Source organism: Octadecabacter antarcticus 307 (assembly GCF_000155675.2).
Classification (GTDB): domain Bacteria; phylum Pseudomonadota; class Alphaproteobacteria; order Rhodobacterales; family Rhodobacteraceae; genus Octadecabacter; species Octadecabacter antarcticus.
Genome location: NC_020911.1, coordinates 1,199,569 through 1,218,820, shown reverse-complemented (window position 1 = coordinate 1,218,820; position 19,252 = coordinate 1,199,569). Strand labels below are relative to the sequence as shown.

Below are 19,252 nucleotides of genomic sequence, written 5' to 3'. Positions count from 1 at the left end.
GAGAATTCCATGTCCATTGACGCCGCCCTTCGCGCGCTTGCCCCAGTGTTAGGCGATCGGCTGTCGCTGTCCAAGTCCGATCTGGCAGCACATGGCCAGTCCGAGACACACTTTGATCCGACACCACCAGACGCCGTCGCCTATCCACGCACCACGCAAGAGGTTTCGCAAATTGTGAAAATCTGTGCGCAACATCGCTGCCCCGTGGTCGGCTACGGTGCTGGCACCTCGCTGGAAGGGCATACATTGGCGACCCAAGGCGGCATCACAGTAGATTTTCGCCATATGGCGCAAGTGCTTGAGGTGCATAGCGAAGATATGACCGTGCGCGTTCAACCTGGCATCACCCGCGAAGCGCTGAATGAAGATTTGCGCGCAACGGGGCTGTTTTTTCCAGTAGATCCCGGCGCTAACGCAACACTCGGTGGCATGGCCGCAACGCGGGCCAGCGGTACCACCGCTGTGCGCTATGGCACCATGCGGGACAATGTTATGGCGCTTGAAGTCGTTTTGGCCGATGGGCGTGTCATCCGCACTGGATCTGGCGCGCGCAAATCATCAGCGGGCTATGACCTCACGGCACTGCTGGTTGGCTCTGAGGGTACGTTAGGGTTGATCACCGAACTGACCCTGAAACTGCAAGGCCAGCCCGAAGCCATCGCCGCCGCCACTTGCGCCTTTGACACAATCGACGCGGCAGTGCAGGCCGTCACTGCCACCATTGCCATGGGGATACCAATGGCGCGGATTGAATTTCTGGACGCCGCCAGCGTCGCCGCGGTGAACGCCTATTCCAGAGCAGACTTTCTCGTGACCCCACACCTGATGGTTGAATTCCATGGATCAGACGCGGGCGTGGCTGAGCAGGCAGAACGGTTCGGCGATATCGCACAAGACTGCGGCGGGTCGGCGTTTTCATGGGCGTCAAAACCCGAAGACCGCACCCGTCTTTGGCAAATGCGCCACCACGCGTATTGGGCCATCATTGCATCACGCAAAAATACCACGGCAATTGTCACCGATGTCTGTGTGCCGATCAGCAAACTGGCGCAAGCGGTGGCAGAAACCCAAGCCGACATTGACGCCGCCCCGATCCCCGCACCCATTTTGGGCCATGTCGGTGACGGCAACTTTCACGCAATTCTGTTGATCGACCCCGACAACGCGGACGAAAAACGCGCAGCGGTCGACCTATCTGCAGGCATGGCAGAGCGCGCCTTGGCGCTTGGCGGAACAGTGACAGGCGAACACGGCGTGGGTCTAGGAAAACTGCCGTATATGGCAGCCGAGCACGGCGCTGGCTGGGACGTTATGGGGCAGATCAAACGGGCAATGGACCCGCTAAATATTCTTAACCCCGGCAAAGTTGTGCGCCTAGATTGAAGACAAGACACATGCGCGAACCCGTTGATTAGACCGGCAGCAGCGCAATCGCCGCTGCGCGGGCCTCATCTGTGATGCGATCCCCACTTAACATGCGGGCGATTTCATCGACACGATCCGTGCCAACAAGGCCAACAACCGTCGACAGCGTCGCGTCTTTTGTCTGGCGCTTTTCAACACGCCAATGATGATCACCCAAGGCCGCAACCTGCGGGCTGTGGGTCACAACCAAGACCTGCCCTTGTGACGCCAATTGCGACAGACGGCGCCCGACGGCATCCGCCGTCGCACCGCCAACGCCGCGATCAATCTCATCAAAAATCAATGTCAGGCCCGACTCCGTCGCCGTAAGACAGACTTTCAATGCCAGCAAAAAACGGCTCAATTCACCACCAGATGCGATTTTACCGATCGGTCCAGCCGGTGCGCCGGGGTTTGTGGCAACAGTAAAAGACACCGTATCAGCGCCGTCAGGCCCCGCATCCGCAGACGTGATTTCAGTAGCAAAAACAGCGCGTTCCATCTTAAGCGGTGCCAGTTCCTTGGCCATCGCCTTGTCCAGCTTCGTGGCCCACTTGCGCCGCGCATCGCTTAAACTGCCAGCCGCTGCATCATACATCGCCTGCGCAGTTGCCAGTACCGCCCGTAGGTCGGCAAGATCGGACGCACTACGATCCAACGCTCCCAGCCGGCCACGCAGGGAGTCCGCAAAAGGGCCCAGTTCATCCGGCAAAACATTGTGCTTGCGGGCAAGACCACGGATCGCAAAAAGGCGCTCTTCGGCTTGCTCAAGATCATGGGGATTGAACGCGAGTTCCGCTATGCAGGTTTCTACACCTGACTGCGCCTCACCAAGCTCAATCATCGCCCGCTCTAGGGCAGCCAACGGCGCTTCCAACGTGCCGTCCGCTTGCCCCGCCGCATCGCCCAACCAGCGCATCGCATCGCCAAGCTGGCCTTCAGCCCCGTTTATTCCAAGCGATTGATATGCTTTATGAATATCCTCACCGATCTTTTCGGCTGCCTGCATTTTTCGGCGCTGTTTATCGAGTTCCGCATCCTCACCAGCGCTTGGCGATAACCCATCAAGTTCCGCAACAGAATGGCGCAAAAACTCTTCCTCGGCCTCTAATTCTGCGACGCGCATTTCTGCCGCTGCAAGTGTCTTTTTGGCCGCTGATAGATCTTTCCAAGTGGCGCGGACTGCGGCCAAACGCGGCGCCAGATTACCAAAGTCATCGAGAAGAACCCGGTGCCCACGCGGATTCAGCAACCCGTGATCATCGTGCTGTCCGTGCAATTCAACCAGTGTTTCGGACACCGCACGCAAAATGTCGCCACTCACCCGTCGATCATTTATCCAAGCGGTTTTGCGCCCATCGCGGCCATTGATCCGTCGCAAAATCAGCGCGTCATCATACCTGAATCCGGCCTCGCGCAGCACATCCCACGCGGCGTGATTTTCAGCCAAATCAAACTCTGCGATGACCTCACCCTGATCAGCACCCTGCCTCACCAGTTCTGCGCGGCCCCGCCAACCAAGAACAAAGCCCAGCGAATCCAACAAGATAGACTTACCTGCGCCAGTTTCACCCGTCAGCACATTTAGGCCCGGTTGAAACGCAAGTTCCAGCCGGTCGATGATGAGCATGTCACGAATATCAAGGCTGCGGAGCATGTTGCCCGCCTAGAGCCATTCGCCGCGAACCATCTGACGATAGACGGCGGACAACCAATTGTCCCCGATTGATCTCGGCTCAAGCCCCTGCCCAGTGAGCAGCACAAAACTGTCCTCGTACCATTCGGTTGACTGGTAATTAAATCCGAGGATCGCACCCGCGGTTTGGGCTTCTTCAACTAGGCCAAGTGACAGATAACTTTCGACCAAGCGATGCAAAGCTTCTGGCGTGTGGGACGTGGTTTGGAAATCTTCCACGACGATGCGGAATCGGTTGATAGAGGCTGCGAAGTGATCCCGTTTTAGATAATAACGCCCAATTTCCATCTCTTTCGCGGCAAGGTGATCAAAGGCAAGGTCGAATTTCAACACTGAAGACTGCGCATATTCGCTGTCAGGATAGCGTTCAATCACAACGCGCAAAGCCTGCAATGCTTGGAACGTCAGGCCCTGATCGCGGCCAATTTCATCTATCTGGTCGTAGTAGCTCAGGGCCAGTAAATACTGTGCATAGGCAGCGTCTTCGTCGACCGGATAGAAGTCGATATAGCGCTGCGCGGCGGCGCGAGAATTAGGGTAATCTGTGTCACGATGATAGGAAAACGCCTGCATAATCAACGCGCGTTTCGCCCATTCAGAATACGGATAAAGGCGTTCGATTTCGCCAAAGAAAAACGCCGCATCGTCGGCTTGCCCACTTTCAAGCTCAAATTCACCGCGTTCAAAAATTTGCTGTGCGGAAAACGTGTCAAGCGCCCCCGCCGCGCGGCTGTCAAATGAATTACAGCCCGCCAATAGGCCAAGCGAAATCACGCCTGTGGCCAGACCATTTCGAATTCTGCAGATTCTGCTGCGGCCTGACATGTAGGCGCCCCCGCTCACGATAATTGTTCGAAGACCAGCTTCGATTGGAATTGGTCTAGCACACAAATTTAGGGTGCAAAATGCCTTTTGCGTGCGGTAGCGCAGGTTTGATGGCTGCTCTGGTATTAGAGCCGATAATCTGCACCATTTAGGCCTCGACTACGCAACGACTGGCAGGTCGGTCCAACGTAGTCCAACACCTGGCAGACGTGCCGTAATTGCAACGTCGGCATCGCGCCAACCCCAAGCATCAGGGTCTGCAAACAGCGCACGCAGCAATGCATTGGTAACCGCATGGCCCGCCTTGGACCCCGTATAGCAGCCCAAAATCGGCGCGCCTGCGGTATACAAATCGCCAAGCGCGTCCAGCATTTTATGGCGCACCGCCTCATCCTTGTGGCGCAACCCCCCGGGGCTGAGGACGTCCGCACCATCCACCACGACTGCGTTTTCAAGCGTGCCGCCAAGACCCAAGCCCTGCGCGCGCATCGCGTCAACGTCGGACGAGCGACAGAAGGTGCGGCTGTTGCTCAGTTCCCGTACGAACGCGCCGTTGGACATATTCAAAGTTTTTTTCTGATGGCCGATCGCGCGATCCGTGAAATCAATTTCGAACCGAATGTGCAGTGTATCTGCCGTATCTAGCCGTGCTTGCGCATCACCCACTTTTACGACAACCGACTTGCGCACTTCAATCACACGCAGTGGCGCGTTCAGATGGCGGATGCCAGCGCGCAGGAAACCTTCGACGAATTGCGCCGCGGACCCGTCAAGGATAGGAACCTCTGGCCCCGTCACCTCAATCAGTGCGTTGTGCAAACCGCATCCAGCGAGCGCTGCCATGATGTGCTCAATGGTGGAAACAGACGTTCCAGCAGCGTTTTGTATCCGCGTGTTTAACGGAGAGACAGTGACGCGGTGCCAAAGCGCAGGGACGTCGGCCTTGCTAGCTTCAACATCCGTGCGGCGAAAGACGATCCCATGATCCGCAGGCGCAGGTCGCACAATGACAGACATGGGCTGCCCAAGATGGAGCCCTACGCCTTCAAATGCCACAGTAGTGTCAATCGTCGTCTGCAAGTTTCTTTTCCTCAAATTCGCTGTGAATTACTTAAGACGTTGTGTGCATTCTCTCAACACACGCTTTGCAACGGTCTGAAACATGGGCGTAACAATCCGGCACAATACTGCCGACTTGTTACGCCGCAGCGCAGCAAGCTCCTGTTATGGAGTGAAAAAGGGCCGCCCGAAGGCAGCCCCTTTAGATAAATCGTGACCCGACGTCAGATCAAATTCAGTTCGCTTGACGACGCAAGAAGGCCGGAATTTCGATCCGCTCTTGATCGGCATCGGCTTGCGTTGTCGGAGCAGGTCCCTCTTCGCGCAATGATGCGACGGGGGGCTGCGGGCGTTCTCTGGCGTGGCCTTCGTTGTGACCGGTCATGCGGTTGATCAGACTATTAAGCCCACCCATGCGTGGCTTTGCATCCTCTTCGGACTCCATCGGTTCTGCGACAGGTGCAGCTGCAGGCATGCTGCGTGCTGCGGCTGTGCGCAGACGATCAAGCGTTTCTTGCGACGGCGTGCCAATTGCAGGGCGCTGCGGGGCCACGAACGCATCGGATGCTGCTTCGATCTCCACTTCCTGACGCGGCTGATAGGCGGCTGGTGGCAAATCGGAACCGGCTGCGGCTGCAGCAGCAGGGGCGTCAAACGTTCGCTCCTTAAAAATAGGCTCCTGCGGTTTCGCGGCGCCTGTTTCGTCAAACAACGTCGGTTCAGGCGCAGCCTGCGCTGCAACTTCGGCAGCAATTGGTGCTGCGACAACAGATTCATCGATCCGCGTTTCAGCAGATACGTGTTGCGTCAAAGGCGCAGACATTGGGCGGCGTGGAACCGGCATATCGTTGGTTTTAATTGCCGCATCGATGCCAGTGGCCACAACAGACACGCGCATCTTGCCTTCCATGCTTGTATCCAGCGTGGACCCGACGATGATATTCGCCTCCGGGTCGACCTTTTCGCGGATTTTGTTTGCAGCTTCGTCGAGTTCGAACAACGTTAGGTCGTAGCCACCCGTGATGTTGATCAACACGCCACGTGCGCCCTCGAGCGAGATTTCGTCGAGCAGGGGGTTTGCGATGGCTTTCTCGGCGGCCTGAACAGCGCGATCTGCGCCTTCTGCTTCGCCCGTACCCATCATGGCTTTCCCCATTTCGTCCATCACAGCGCGCACGTCTGCAAAGTCGAGATTGATAAGACCAGGACGGACCATCAGATCAGTGACACCTTTAACGCCTTGATAAAGAACGTCATCCGCAAGCGCAAAAGCTTCGGTGAAGGTCGTGTTTTCGTTGGCCAGACGGAAGAGATTCTGGTTTGGAATGATAATCAGCGTGTCAACGACCTTCTGCAATGCCTCGATGCCATCATCCGCTTGCTTCATGCGCTTGCCGCCCTCAAACTGGAACGGCTTGGTCACGACGCCAACGGTAAGTACACCAAGTTCGCGGGCAGCTTGTGCGATAATCGGGGCCGCACCGGTTCCGGTGCCTCCGCCCATGCCTGCGGTGATGAAACACATGTGCGCGCCAGCGAGGTGGTCAACAATCTGTTCGATGCTTTCCTCGGCAGCAGCGGCACCGATGGTTGCACGCGCGCCGGCACCCAAACCTTCGGTGACTTTGACACCCATTTGGATTTTTGCGGGTGAACGCGATTGCTGGAGCGCCTGCGCGTCCGTGTTGGCGACAACGAATTCAACACCTTCAAGCTGCTGCTCGATCATGTTGTTTACGGCGTTACCGCCGGCGCCCCCAACACCGAATACGGTGATGCGTGGCTTTAGTTCGTCCTGCCCGGGCATGGAAAGGTTCAATGTCATTGTGCTGTCCGCCTGTATTGTTGGCCCGTCCCAACGAGCGTTCTTATCGTAGTGTTTCCATGATCCTAACGACAGTTGCCATGGTGGTCACGAAGAAACTGCGAAAAAGGCGCAAAATGTGGGCCTGTTTCAGTGATTTTCCGCCGCATGTAGCGTGATCAGCGAAATATTGCGTATTACCAGTTCTCTCGGAACCAGCGAACCGCTCGTTTGAACGATCGCGCTGGGTATTTTTCGGCGGGGATATCGAAGTCCCACCATTCGTCTTGTGGATGTGCCGCAAAGAGGCTGAGCCCCACCGCAGCTGAAAAAGCGGCCCCCGTCGCGGCCTGTGGCAAACCTTGCACACGCAACGGACGACCCAGCCGAACCTGCTGGCCGAGGATTTTGGTCGCCAAACCATCAAGGCCCGGGATCTGGCTACCACCGCCAGTCAAAACAATCTGCTGGCTTGGCAGGTGTTCAAAACCCGCCACGTCCAAACGGACGCGCACTTCTTCAAGAATTTCTTCGACTCGGGGTCGCATAATGCCGATCAGTTCGGCGCGTGACACAGTACGGCGGTCACGTTCCCAATCACCAGTGTCGCTGCCAATTTCTATCATCTCGCGGTCGTCCATGCCAGTGGCCAGAACGCCGCCGTAGAATGTTTTGATCCGTTCCGCCATCGCGGGGGCAACTTGTAGGCCCATGGAAATGTCGGACGTAACGTGATCGCCGCCCATGCGTACAGAATCCGAATAAATCATATGTTTGCGCATGAAGATGGAAATCCCCGTCGATCCGCCCCCCATATCAATGCAGGCAGCACCCAGTTCTTGTTCGTCCTCCACCAGCGATGAAATGCCGGACGCATAGGCCGATGACGCGATGCCAGCCAATTCGAGATCGCAGCGCTTGATACAATAGAGAAGGTTTTCGATAATGCTGGCTTCAACGGTCATAAGGTGCATGTCGGTGGTCAGCGCAGCACCGATTTGCCCACGCGGATCGGCAAGGCCGGAGCGGTGATCAAGTGCGAAGTTGATCGGCTGCGCGTGCAAAACTTCGCGCCCTTCGCCAATATCGGGAACCTCACATTCGGCCAGCACGCGGCCAATATCACCTTCGGTCACAACCTGCCCGTGCACATCGACTTGCCCTTCCAGCCCGTAAGACCGTGGGCGCCCGCCCGACAGACACGCAATCACATGATCGACACGCACGTTCGCCATTTTCTGCGCAGCTTGCACCGCAGTGCGCACGGCGCGTTCGGTTTCGGCCATGGCCTCGACTTCACCAAATCTGACCCCGCGCGAACGGGTCGTCGCGGCACCAATCACACGGAATGACGATTGCCCCGCCATGGACCCAACCCCGTCGCCACCACTCTCCTTGGCGCCAAACTGTTCGGGCCCATCAAAACGCAGCACAAGGCAGGCAATTTTTGAACTGCCCACATCGAGGATCGCAATGACGCCGCGCTGCATCGCCGCTTGGCGCATGTTGCGCATGGCGCGTTGGGATTGGTACAGATCTCTCATGTTTTACACACCTATTCTTGTTCTTGTTCGGCGTTGATTTGGCGCAGATTTGCCAAGGCCTGTTCATTCAATCGAATTGTCGGGCGGGCGGGGTGGCGCATGTCGACGACTGCCACATCCCGTTCCAGCAAGTCCTGCGTTTGATTCAAGGCGACGACGCGTTCGAACGCCGCGACGGGATTCGTTGTTGGCAACAGAATGCGCTGTCCGCTGTCTAGGATCACATCCCAACGGCGTTCGCCCATGCGAACAACACCGCGCATGCGCGGTGCCAGAGGGCCTGCGCGGGCGTAAATCTCAAGCCCTTCAGTCAATGCTTTGCGCGCACCATCCCCTGTGACCAGCGGCAAATCGGATCGATCCGCACGCAGAATGATGTTTTGGACCAGAACACCGCTCGCATCGATCAATTTCAATCCAGCGGGGGCACGAAACACCGCAACGGGGATGCGCTGTGTGACTTGGACCTGCAATATGCCACCAGGCCGCACCCGCAACGTCGCATCAGCGACGGCAGGCAACGCGGCGACAATCTGGCGCATCTCTTCGAGGTCGAGATCGAAGTTAGACGTTGGGAATTCCAACGGCAGCACCATACGGATATCACTAGAAAGCGTGTCGTCTGCACCATCAACGGTCATGACTTTGACCATGAATTCGTCACGCTGCTGAATGCGGGTTTTGGTGGTGTAATAGGCGTCTGCGATCATTTGGCGGTTCGGCTCGCGCGCTGTCCACCCCGCGACCAGACCCGTGACAACCAATAACGGCACGCCGACTTTAAGCAGTTTTCGAAAGCCTGGCGTCAGCATCAGACGTTGGTAGCGATAGCCCCAACGTGACGGCGCAGGATCGCGGTGGCGCGCTTTTAGTCGTTGTGCCCTTAGCGGTTGCATGATGCGTCCTCTATCATCCAAGTCATCAAATCAGGAAAGCTGATGCCACAAAACGCAGCCTGTTCTGGCGCCAGAGATGTCGGCGTCATGCCCGGTTGGGTATTGGTTTCCAGCAGGATCAACCCGTCAAGGCCACGGCTTTCGTCCCAACGGTAATCTGTGCGGCTTAACCCACGACAACCAAGGACATCATGCGCCCTAACTGCATAGTCCATGCAAGCCCGCGAAATGTCGTCCGGCAGATTCGCGGGGATCGTATGGGTTGACCCACCAATCTCGTACTTCGCAGCGTAATCATACCAGCCATCAACCACGATATCGGTGACGGTCAGCGCGCGACTTTCGGAATATTCGGCCCCCGCACCCAATACAGCAGTCGTCAACTCTCGACCTGGCGCATAAACTTCGACCATCATCAGGTCTGGCAAATCAGCAGCCAATTCGGGTGGCCTGTCGCCCTCCATCACCAAATAAATACCAACGCTTGAACCTTCGTCGTAGGGTTTCACCACATAGGGCGGCGTCATCACATGCGCAGCCTCGATCTCAGTTTTGGTTGCCAAAACGCTGCTTACAAATGGCAACCCATGTGCGCGGTAAATTTCTTTGGTTTTTTGTTTGTCCATTGCCATGGCCGACGCCAACACGCCGGAATGGGTATAGGGAATGCGCAACCATTCCAGCACACCCTGCACGACGCCGTCTTCACACCAGCGACCATGCAGCGCATTGAACACCACGTCCGGCTTGACCGATTTCAGTTGTTCAACAAGATCCACACCCGCATCAATTTCGACAACATTAAACCCAGCGGTCCGCAACGCGGTCGCACATTCTCTGCCCGAACTGAGGGATACCTCACGTTCGCTCGACGGGCCGCCCAACAGGACGGCTATGGTTTTAGGTGTCCTGCTCGACACGCTATCCTCTTTCGCGGACCTTTATCGGCCCGTCATTTATGACAATTGTTAGTCGTCAATCGTCGCATTTACCGAACCCCTGCCTGTCGGGGCTTTGACCTTTTCGCTTATGCAAAGGCAGTCAACCTTGCGGGGTCGGTTCACCAACCCTCATAATTTCCCATTCTAGCGTTAGTCCACTGGTTTCGTAAACCTTTTTTCGGACGTCTTCGCCCAATCCGATCAGATCTGCGGCAGTTGCACCACCAGCATTGGTCAGAAAGTTGGGATGTTTGGTGTTCATGACGGCACCGCCACGGGCGGCGCCGCGCATACCAGCGTCGTCAATGACCTTCCACGCCTTCAGATCATGGGTGTCATCCGCCTGTCCAGTGCTGGAAAACCCTACCGGATTACGAAACGTGCTGCCGGCGGTGCGATCCTTGGTCGGTTGGGTTTCATCCCGCTTGGCGAGCTGCGCAGCCATGCGGTCTTCAAGGACCTGCGCATCTTCGCGCGCGGCTTTCAGCGTGGCAGACACGATGACCGCACCATCGGGCAAGGCTGATGAGCGATATTGAAGATCAAGATCAGCGACCGCCAGCGTTTGCACCGATCCGTCCCGCATCACGACGCGCACGTCTTGCAGTACGTCAGCCACATAGTCACCATAACAGCCCGCGTTCATCCGAACCGCACCACCGATGGACCCGGGTATTGTGCGCAGGAATGTCAGGTTCAGCCCAAGTGCGGCCGCCTTACGCGCCACATGCGCATCTAGCGCCGCCGCCCCCGCCCGCACGATATTATCCGCGAACTCGATCCCATTGAACCCGCGCCCCAGCCGGATCACCACGCCGTGCACCCCGCCATCGCGCACGATCAGGTTGGACCCAACCCCCATAACAAACACCGGGACGGCGAAAGGCAAAGCGGCCAGAAAACTGCGCAAATCATCTTCATCCGCAGGCTGAAACAACACATCTGCAGGCCCGCCAACCCGCATCCACGTCAAATCGGACAGGTCACGGTTCGGGGTCAAAACCCCGCGCACGATTGGTAAATCAGTCAACGTCATGGGAACCGTTTAGCGCGAGATACCACTCCTGCCAAGTCAGAGCATCGTGGCCCAGACGTTCAATCTGTCCGACCGAATGCACCGCGCAGCCAACGCGCTAAATAGACCAATGGCCAGCGCAACAAACTGCATCCTGCGATCAAGAACAAAAGGCCAATCCACGGTCCGTTCGTGTAGGTAATATAGCCCAGCAGCGGAATGCCGATCGCGATCAAAACATAGGCCCGCGACCACAGGTTATCGCGGCTCGGCACCATCGCCAGCACGTTGGCGGCCACCAGCCATCCAAACCCCAAACCGACTGCGATCATTTAGAACTCTCCGGAATTTGGCCACGTGCACGGGCATAGATGTACTTCAGCGGGTTGCGAAACATCGATGCGAACGCAAGCAAGGCCGCAATGCTCCAACCCCAGCCAAAATCATGGCCAAGCCAGATAATCAGCACTGGTGCAAGCACCAACAACGTAATCCCCGGCCCGTACTGCCACCGCATCGGCAACAGCGCCGTGGCAGTGGCGACAAACACCCAAGTGATGGCAGCGATAATCAACCAATTCATGCGGACTTCCAGTCTGTCTTCGTCTCATAAATATCCCGGGGAGTCCGAAGGACGGGGCAGCGCCCCTGCGGTCAGATTGGCGCAGCCAATTTGACCCTGCTCACTACAGCCCGCCAAGCACCATACGGCGCACGGGACGCGCAAACATCAAACCACCGCTCATTGCGCCCAAAGCCAGCGTCGCCTCAGCCGGATTGTGTTGCATGTGGATCAACATCATAACGACGAACGCGGTAGAAAACGCCCACAAAAACCGACGCAGCCATTTGATCATTGGCAGCAGGGCGGCGATCAGGATCGCACCAAGGATCAACCATTCATATGTCACGCCTTTAACAGATCCGGTAAGGCATTGGCCCAGCCCGATATTGATCCTGCACCTAGGCAGACGACCATATCGCCCGGTTTCGCCTGTTCTTTCACCAGCGCCACAAGGTCCGCTTCATTGGTGATTGCGCGGGCATCACGGTGTCCGGCACGGATTAGGCCTGCGACCAGATCATCACGTGTCGCACCTTCGATGACGTCCTCTCCGGCGGCAAAAACTTCGGTGATCGCGACGACGTCGGCATCGTTGAAACACGCGCAGAAATCCGCAAAATGATGGTGCAGGCGGGTGTAGCGATGCGGTTGGTGCACCGCAAGGATGCGCCCGTCTGACGCTTGCCGTGCGGCTTTCAGCACAGCCGAGATCTCAGTCGGGTGGTGGCCGTAATCGTCGATGATGGTGACGCCGCCAACTTCGCCCACACGGGTAAAGCGGCGCCCAACACCTTTGAACGCGGCCAATGCGGCGCGGATTTCTTCGGCCTTCATACCCAGATAACGCGCCACCGCGATGGCCGACAATGCGTTGGAGACGTTGTGATCGCCCGGCATCGGCAGTGCGCAATCTTTGATTGTTAAGTCTTCGTTCTGCAAAACCACATCAAAATGCGCGACGCCCTTTTTGTAGGTCAAATTGATCGCCCGCACGTCAGCTTGCGCGTTAAATCCATATGTCACAACGCGTCGGTCGGTGATTTTGCCAACCAGCGTTTGCACATCGCTGTCGTCCGTGCAGCACACGGCCAGCCCATAAAACGGAATATTGGACACGAAATCATAAAACCCCGCGTGCAGATTTTCGATCGTGCCCCAGTGTTCCATGTGTTCTGGGTCAATGTTGGTCACAATTGCGATGGTCGCTGGCAGGCGGTTAAATGTGCCGTCGCTCTCATCCGCTTCGACAACCATCCATTCGCCGCTCCCAACACGGGCATTTGATCCGTAGGCGTGGATAATGCCGCCGTTCACCACTGTCGGGTTGAACTTACCTTCTTCCAGAAGTGCCGCGACCATTGTGGTCGTTGTGGTTTTGCCGTGGGTTCCTGCCACAGCAATATTGGATTTCATCCGCATCAGTTCGGCCAGCATTTCCGCGCGGCGCACGACGGGCAGGCCACGCTGGCGGGCCGCGTCCAGTTCGGGATTGCCGGGCTTGATAGCGCTGGAAATCACGACAACCTCGGCGTCCTCAATATTCTCGGCCCGCTGGTCCTCAAAGACAAACGCTCCAAGCTTTTGCAGGCGTTTGGTAATCGGAGTTTGTTTCAGATCGGACCCCTGCACAACGTAGCCATGCGACAACAGCACCTCAGCGATGCCCGACATTCCAATGCCACCAATACCAACAAAGTGGATCGGGCCAACGTCGAGGGAGATTTTTGTTGCTGCGTTCATGCTATGGCTTCCGTCCATCTGTCGATCTTGTTCTTTCGGCTTCGCTGTTACGGTGTCGTCTCACTCAACTTCAGGGTCATAGCAACAAGCGTTTCTGTCGCGTCAGGTTTGCCACAGCCAAGTGCGGCAAGTGACATTTTTAGCGCCGCTTTGGGGTCATCCAATACAGCCGCAATTTGCTCTGACAGGCTTTCAACATGCAGGTTTTCCTCTGCAATCATGATCGCGGCCCCCGCAGAAACCAATTGCTGGGCATTCGCTGTCTGATGATCCGCCGCGGCCAACGCATAGGGCACAAGTATCGACGGGCGACCAATGACGCTGAGATCTGCAATGGACGACGCGCCCGCCCGGGCGATCACCAGTTGCGCTTCGGACATGCGGGTCGGCACGTCATTGAAAAACGTCTGCACATCGGCGGGAATGCCTTCGTCAGCATAATATTGTGCCACACGGTCAAGGTCTTCGCTGCGGGCCTGATGGCTGACGCGGATATTGCGGCGAATGGCGCTTGGTAAAGCAGAAATCGCTGGAGGGACCACGTCGCTTAGTATGCGCGCCCCCTGCGAGCCGCCCATTACAAGGATCGACATCGGGTAATCACCGGGTGCAATATAGCCTGCCCCCGCGCGTTCAAGGATCGCACTGCGAACAGGGTTTCCGACCGGCACACCTGTTACACCTTCGGGCATAATGGTTGGCCACGTGCCACAGGCGACTTTGTCGACCCGTTTGGAAAATATCTGGTTCACGCGGCCAAGCACGCCGTTTTGTTCATGGATCATCCTTGGTCTGCGCAGAATCCAAGCAGCAGACATCGCCGGAATGGTCGGGTAGCCGCCAAAGCCGATAACAACCGCAGGCCTGTCACGCAGCATCTTGAAAATCGCCGAAAAAATGCCGCCCACAATGGTAAACGGCGCCGCTAGTTTCGCCTGCAAACCACCACGCGCGAACGTCGCCGATCTGACCTGTTCGATTTCTACCCTATGGGGGAAGCCACCAATATATTGCGCACCACGACTATCGGTCGACAGTTTCACCCGCCATCCGCGCGCCAACATCGCCTCTGCCAAGGCCTGCGCCGGAAACATATGCCCGCCCGTGCCGCCCGCCGCGATAATCAGAAGTGGATCAGCCATCGTCTACCGCCCCCGCCGCAGCAAGATATCACCGATCTGGCCCTGTGGACGCGTGCGCGTGAACGCCAGCAGCATGCCAACCGCAATGCCGGACGCGATAACAGATGAACCGCCATAGCTTATGAACGGCAACGTCATACCTTTGGCAGGCAAAAGTCGGACAGCCACGCCCATGTTGATCATCGCCTGAACCCCGACCATACAGGCCAAACCGCAGCCCGCCAGCCGGATGAACGGGTCACGTTCTTTCATCAGGCGTATCAGGGATCGCACAACAACAATCGAATACAACGTGATCACCGCCAACACACAGATCAGACCGTATTCTTCTGCCGCCACTGCGATAATGAAATCCGTGTGGGCGTCGGGAAGCGACCATTTCACCTGCCCTTCACCGACTCCTACGCCAAAGAACCCACCTTCGCGGATCGCATTTGTGGCATAACCAATCTGTGTGGTGGGGTCGATATCAGGGTTCAGAAACCCGTCAATGCGACGCGCGAAGTGTTCGGAATTGGAATACAAAAGCGTGCCACCAAAGGTCACAATGCCCGCCAAACCGACCAGCACCAGGATCGGCGCGCCGGCGACAAAATACATGACCCCCCAGCCAAACAGGAACAGTGCGGATTGACCAAAGTCCGGCTGCATCGCCAAGAACAACACGATCACAAGCGTCAAGATTAGCGAGTATGTCTTACCGGGTGGTCCACCAACGTCTTGGCTCGCAGCCATAAACCATGCGGCCACAACAACAAATCCAGGCTTAAGAAATTCGGACGGCTGCAATGATGCAAACCCAAGCGAATACCACCGCACCGCCCCTTTGCCAAAATCGGTACCAAAGAGCGGCAGGCCCATCAACGCAATAAAAGACGCCACAAAGCCAAGCACAGCCAATCTGCGCACCAATGTGGGTGACATCATCGACGTGACGATCAATGCCACCATAGCAATGAACCCAAAGACGGCTTGGCGTTGTACATAGTGGAACGGCTCAAACCCATTTTTCGCGGCCAAGGGCGGCGACGCGGCCAGCCCCAACAACAATCCAATACCAAATAATGCAAGGACGCAGGACAGCGTCCATTTATCCACCGTTCGCCACCAACGTGGAAGAACAGGATCACCTGATTGCACAGGGATCGCTCCGAAAACCATTTCTGTCATGGCGACTGCCTTACTGCCTCAATACGCCCGTTTTCCGGGTCTGATACCATGTGTAACGTGAAAAGCCCCGCGATTCCAGTGAAATGACGTCGTTATTTCGCCCCCTTGCGCGAGGGGTCATTTCAAGGCACCTCAACTGCATGCATGTGAACACTCTTATCCTTGGCGCGGGCGCCGCCGGACTGCACTGCGCGGCCTTTTCGGGGCCGAACACGCTGGTCGTGGATCACGCCAAAGCCCCGGCAGAAAAAATCCGCATTTCAGGCGGCGGGCGCTGCAATTTCACCAACCTTGGCACCACGCCCACCAACTTTATCAGCCAGAATCCGCATTTCGCGAAATCCGCGCTGGCGCGCTACACCCAATGGGATTTCATTGACCTCGTGGATCGTCACGGCATCGCATGGCATGAAAAAACGCTGGGCCAATTGTTTTGCGATACATCAGCCAAAGACATCATCGCGATGTTGCTGGCTGAGATCGCACCGACAGCTGATTTGTGGTTGCAAACCGAGGTCGGCACTATTCGCCACGATGGCACACACTTCCACGTTGCCCTGAAACGCCTTGGACAGGTCACACTGGTACAAGCTGACAATCTGGTGGTTGCGACGGGCGGCAAATCCATTCCAAAAATGGGCGCGACCGGACTAGCCTATGAAATCGCAGAACAATTCGGGCTGGCCGTTACCGACACGCGCCCTGCCCTCGTGCCGTTCACGTTTTCGGACGATAGATTCAAACCGATTGCGGGCACCGCCACGCCTGCGCGTTTAATCACGGCAGACGGCGCAACTTTTGATGAATCCTTGCTGTTTACCCACCGCGGGCTGTCGGGCCCCGCCGTGCTGCAAGCGTCGAGTTATTGGCAGATGGGCGAAGACGTGCGGGTCGCGCTCGCGCCCGATTTTGACATCACCGCTGCGCTGAAAACCCAGCGCGCGCAAGACGGGCGAAAGGCGCTCACAACCGCTCTCGCAGTGCACCTCCCCGCGCGTCTTGTGGACTTTCTGGGCGGCGAACTGGACCTAACAGGAAACGTCGGTGATCTGGCGGATGCGCGCATCGCCGACCTCGCCGCGTCCCTGCAAAACTGGTCCCTCAAACCATCCGGCACCGAAGGCTACCGCACCGCCGAAGTCACTGTTGGCGGCGTGAATACCAACGAATTATCGTCTAAAACCATGCAATCCAAAGCCACACCGCACCTGTATTTCATCGGCGAAGCGGTCGACGTCACAGGCTGGCTTGGGGGGTATAATTTCCAATGGGCGTGGTCGTCCGGTTATGCCGCAGGCATGGCGATTGCGACGGGTGCGCCATGACCAAAGCGGCGGCAGAATTGCGGGTCGATTTTGTCAGCGGAGCTGTCGCCCATCGCCTGCGATTTGGCGGTGGACGCGGACAGGCATTGGCCAAAGCCATGGGGCTGCGGGCTGGCAAGACACCGATGATTGTCGATGCCACGGCTGGTTTGGGGCGCGACGCGTTTCTGCTGGCGTCGCTGGGCGCGCAGGTCGTGATGATTGAACGCTCGGATATAATGCACGCTTTGCTGGCGGATGGCATGGCCCGCGCCTTGGCAGAGGGTGGCGAATTTCGCGAAATAATTGGCCGCATGACGCTACTGAAAGGCGATGCGAAAGACCTGCTGCCGGATCTTGCGGGCGAGGCTGTTCTAATTGATCCCATGCATCCACCTCGCAAAAATTCGGCACTGGTAAAACGCGAACTGCGCCAAGTGCGCGCGATCGTCGGAACGGACGAAGATGCCGCTGATCTGGTGCGTCTGGCACTTGGGTGTGCGCGAAATCGCGTGGTTCTCAAATGGCCCTCGAAGGCTGATCCAATCAATGTAGGGCGGGCCTGTTCCCATCAAATACTTGGAAAATCAACGCGCTATGACATTTTTATGGTTGGATGAACTGCGCGCTAATCATTTAATCCGGCCACGCAGGCCGCAAAATCATCACCACGTCGCTCAAAATTATCGTATTGATCAAAAGACGCGGCAGCGGGGGCTAACAGTACTGTTTCGCCCGCCTGCGCGTCCGCCGCGGCCTGTGTCACCGCTGTTGCCATATCACCGCAGACCTCAACATCCAGCCCCTTGAGCTTCATCGCAAACGCCGCTGCCTCACGCCCGATCACGTAGGCCTTTACGACCGTTGGTGCGGGCAGCAAGGCATCCAACCCACCGTCTTTTTCCAAGCCACCACAGATCCAGCGCACCTTGTCGAACGCCGCCAATGCCTTTGCCGCTGCATCCACATTTGTCGCTTTGCTGTCGTTCACAAACCGCACGCCAGCATGTTCCGCGATCAACTGGCTGCGGTGCGGCAACCCTTTGAAACTGATCAGCGCGGCCTCGATCACGCGCGGCCCGATCCCCAACGCCCGACACGCGGCGTAAGCAGCACAAGCGTTCTGGTGGTTGTGCACCCCAGGCAATCCAGCGATGGCGCGCAGATCAATCGATCCGACCTGCCGCCCCTTGCGATATTCGTTCAGGAATCTTTTGCGCGCGAACACGGACCAACCGATACCATCAAGTTTTTGCCCAGACGACACGCGGATCACGCGATCATCGCTCGGCCCCTCGGACAGTTGATTGGCGATATAGTGGCCTTCCGCTTCATCGACACCAATCACCGCGCGGTCGGGGCCGCCTTCGGCAAACAGGCGGCGCTTGGCGGCGAAGTAGCCGCCGTGGCCTGCGTGGCGGTCTAGGTGATCGGGGGTTAGGTTGGTGAAAACGGCGACGTCCGGCGTCAGTGCGCGGGCGAGGTCGATCTGGTAACTGCTTAATTCTAATACAATAACTTCGCCGTCGTGGGCTTCGTCGAGGTCGAGAACGCCGCGTCCAATGTTGCCGCCCAGCTGGACGGGTCGGCCAGCGTGTTCGAGGATGTGATAGATCAGCGCGGACGTGGTGGATTTGCCGTTGGATCCGGTGACGGCAATGACCTTGGGGATGCTGTCAAATTCATCCCATTCGGACGTCGCGAAACTGCGAAAAAACAGACCGATATCATTGTCCACAGGGCAGCCTTCGGCCATGGCGCGCGCAATTGCGGGGTGCGGCGCGGGGTAAAGATGCGCAATACCGGGGGAGGTGATGAGGCAGGCTATGTCCTTGAAAGCGCCGTGTTTTGTGAGGTCTTTCAGCGTCACACCGGCATCGCCCGCCTTGGTTTCGGCATCCGGAGCATCATCCCAAACGACCACGTTTGCGCCGCCAGCTTGCAAGGCCGCGACAGCCGCCAGACCGGACCGCCCCAGCCCCAAAACGGCGACGGTTTTACCGGAAAAACCCTGTACTGGAATCATGATTTACGTCCCTAAATTTGGCCCTGAATTTGGCCCTGAATCTTGCCCTGTTGTTGGGCGATTAATGGCGTTTTACACCGCGTTGCGCAAGATAGGTTAACGGAATTTGGGCAAAGGCATA

At 57.2% G+C, this 19,252-nt stretch carries 18 protein-coding genes; 3 read left to right on the top strand and 15 right to left on the bottom strand.

Annotated features, from left to right (window positions below; all coding sequences use genetic code 11):
* Window positions 1-9 precede the first annotated feature (9 nt).
* On the top strand, window positions 10-1,383 hold the full coding sequence (locus OAN307_RS06175) for an FAD-binding oxidoreductase (protein ID WP_015498954.1): 1,374 nt from the start codon (window positions 10-12) through the stop codon (window positions 1,381-1,383).
* A 28-nt stretch (window positions 1,384-1,411) separates the two neighbouring features.
* Here OAN307_RS06175 and recN read toward each other — a convergent pair whose 3' ends face one another.
* The 14 genes from recN to ftsW form a co-directional block, all read right to left on the bottom strand.
* Window positions 1,412-3,061, bottom strand: a complete 1,650-nt coding sequence (recN, locus tag OAN307_RS06170) for a DNA repair protein RecN (protein ID WP_015498953.1) — start codon at window positions 3,059-3,061, stop codon at window positions 1,412-1,414.
* A 9-nt stretch (window positions 3,062-3,070) separates the two neighbouring features.
* A complete protein-coding gene (locus tag OAN307_RS06165; RefSeq protein ID WP_015498952.1) occupies window positions 3,071-3,925 on the bottom strand; it encodes an outer membrane protein assembly factor BamD in 855 nt (284 codons plus the stop codon).
* 159 nt (window positions 3,926-4,084) lie between these two features.
* Window positions 4,085-5,005 carry a UDP-3-O-acyl-N-acetylglucosamine deacetylase gene (gene lpxC / locus OAN307_RS06160; RefSeq protein ID WP_015498951.1) on the bottom strand — a complete coding sequence of 307 codons (921 nt, stop codon included), beginning with the start codon at window positions 5,003-5,005 and terminating at the stop codon, window positions 4,085-4,087.
* Between the two features lie 214 nt (window positions 5,006-5,219).
* The gene (gene ftsZ / locus OAN307_RS06155) at window positions 5,220-6,809 is read right to left on the bottom strand and encodes a cell division protein FtsZ (RefSeq protein ID WP_015498950.1); all 1,590 of its coding nucleotides are present in this window, start codon (window positions 6,807-6,809) and stop codon (window positions 5,220-5,222) included.
* Window positions 6,810-6,985: 176 nt separating this feature from the next.
* Complete coding sequence (ftsA, locus tag OAN307_RS06150) at window positions 6,986-8,332, bottom strand: cell division protein FtsA (RefSeq protein WP_015498949.1); 1,347 nt, start codon at window positions 8,330-8,332, stop codon at window positions 6,986-6,988.
* Between the two features lie 11 nt (window positions 8,333-8,343).
* Window positions 8,344-9,228, bottom strand: a complete 885-nt coding sequence (locus OAN307_RS06145; protein WP_015498948.1) for a cell division protein FtsQ/DivIB — start codon at window positions 9,226-9,228, stop codon at window positions 8,344-8,346.
* A complete protein-coding gene (locus OAN307_RS06140) occupies window positions 9,216-10,148 on the bottom strand; it encodes a D-alanine--D-alanine ligase (RefSeq protein WP_015498947.1) in 933 nt (310 codons plus the stop codon). The genes OAN307_RS06145 and OAN307_RS06140 overlap by 13 nt, the downstream gene beginning before the upstream one ends.
* A gap of 121 nt (window positions 10,149-10,269) precedes the next feature.
* Complete coding sequence (murB, locus tag OAN307_RS06135) at window positions 10,270-11,205, bottom strand: UDP-N-acetylmuramate dehydrogenase (RefSeq protein ID WP_015498946.1); 936 nt, start codon at window positions 11,203-11,205, stop codon at window positions 10,270-10,272.
* 59 nt (window positions 11,206-11,264) lie between these two features.
* Window positions 11,265-11,516 carry a DUF2484 family protein gene (locus OAN307_RS06130; protein WP_015498945.1) on the bottom strand — a complete coding sequence of 84 codons (252 nt, stop codon included), beginning with the start codon at window positions 11,514-11,516 and terminating at the stop codon, window positions 11,265-11,267.
* Entirely contained in the window at window positions 11,513-11,767 is a 255-nt protein-coding gene (locus tag OAN307_RS06125; protein ID WP_015498944.1) for a DUF2484 family protein, read from the bottom strand. Before OAN307_RS06125 ends, OAN307_RS06130 begins: the two co-directional genes overlap by 4 nt.
* A gap of 103 nt (window positions 11,768-11,870) precedes the next feature.
* A complete protein-coding gene (locus OAN307_RS06120) occupies window positions 11,871-12,095 on the bottom strand; it encodes a hypothetical protein (protein ID WP_044043306.1) in 225 nt (74 codons plus the stop codon).
* Window positions 12,092-13,489 carry a UDP-N-acetylmuramate--L-alanine ligase gene (murC, locus tag OAN307_RS06115; protein ID WP_187292548.1) on the bottom strand — a complete coding sequence of 466 codons (1,398 nt, stop codon included), beginning with the start codon at window positions 13,487-13,489 and terminating at the stop codon, window positions 12,092-12,094. The genes OAN307_RS06120 and murC overlap by 4 nt, the downstream gene beginning before the upstream one ends.
* A gap of 47 nt (window positions 13,490-13,536) precedes the next feature.
* The gene (murG, locus tag OAN307_RS06110; protein ID WP_015498941.1) at window positions 13,537-14,631 is read right to left on the bottom strand and encodes an undecaprenyldiphospho-muramoylpentapeptide beta-N-acetylglucosaminyltransferase; all 1,095 of its coding nucleotides are present in this window, start codon (window positions 14,629-14,631) and stop codon (window positions 13,537-13,539) included.
* Window positions 14,632-14,634: 3 nt separating this feature from the next.
* Window positions 14,635-15,801 carry a putative lipid II flippase FtsW gene (gene ftsW, locus OAN307_RS06105; protein ID WP_015498940.1) on the bottom strand — a complete coding sequence of 389 codons (1,167 nt, stop codon included), beginning with the start codon at window positions 15,799-15,801 and terminating at the stop codon, window positions 14,635-14,637.
* Between the two features lie 140 nt (window positions 15,802-15,941).
* On the opposite strand from ftsW, the gene OAN307_RS06100 reads away from it, so the two are divergent.
* Window positions 15,942-17,126, top strand: a complete 1,185-nt coding sequence (locus OAN307_RS06100) for a BaiN/RdsA family NAD(P)/FAD-dependent oxidoreductase (RefSeq protein WP_044043304.1) — start codon at window positions 15,942-15,944, stop codon at window positions 17,124-17,126.
* Window positions 17,123-17,725, top strand: a complete 603-nt coding sequence (locus tag OAN307_RS06095) for a class I SAM-dependent methyltransferase (RefSeq protein ID WP_015498938.1) — start codon at window positions 17,123-17,125, stop codon at window positions 17,723-17,725. The genes OAN307_RS06100 and OAN307_RS06095 overlap by 4 nt, the downstream gene beginning before the upstream one ends.
* A gap of 8 nt (window positions 17,726-17,733) precedes the next feature.
* Here OAN307_RS06095 and murD read toward each other — a convergent pair whose 3' ends face one another.
* Complete coding sequence (gene murD, locus OAN307_RS06090) at window positions 17,734-19,131, bottom strand: UDP-N-acetylmuramoyl-L-alanine--D-glutamate ligase (protein ID WP_015498937.1); 1,398 nt, start codon at window positions 19,129-19,131, stop codon at window positions 17,734-17,736.
* Between the last annotated feature and the right edge of the window lie 121 nt (window positions 19,132-19,252).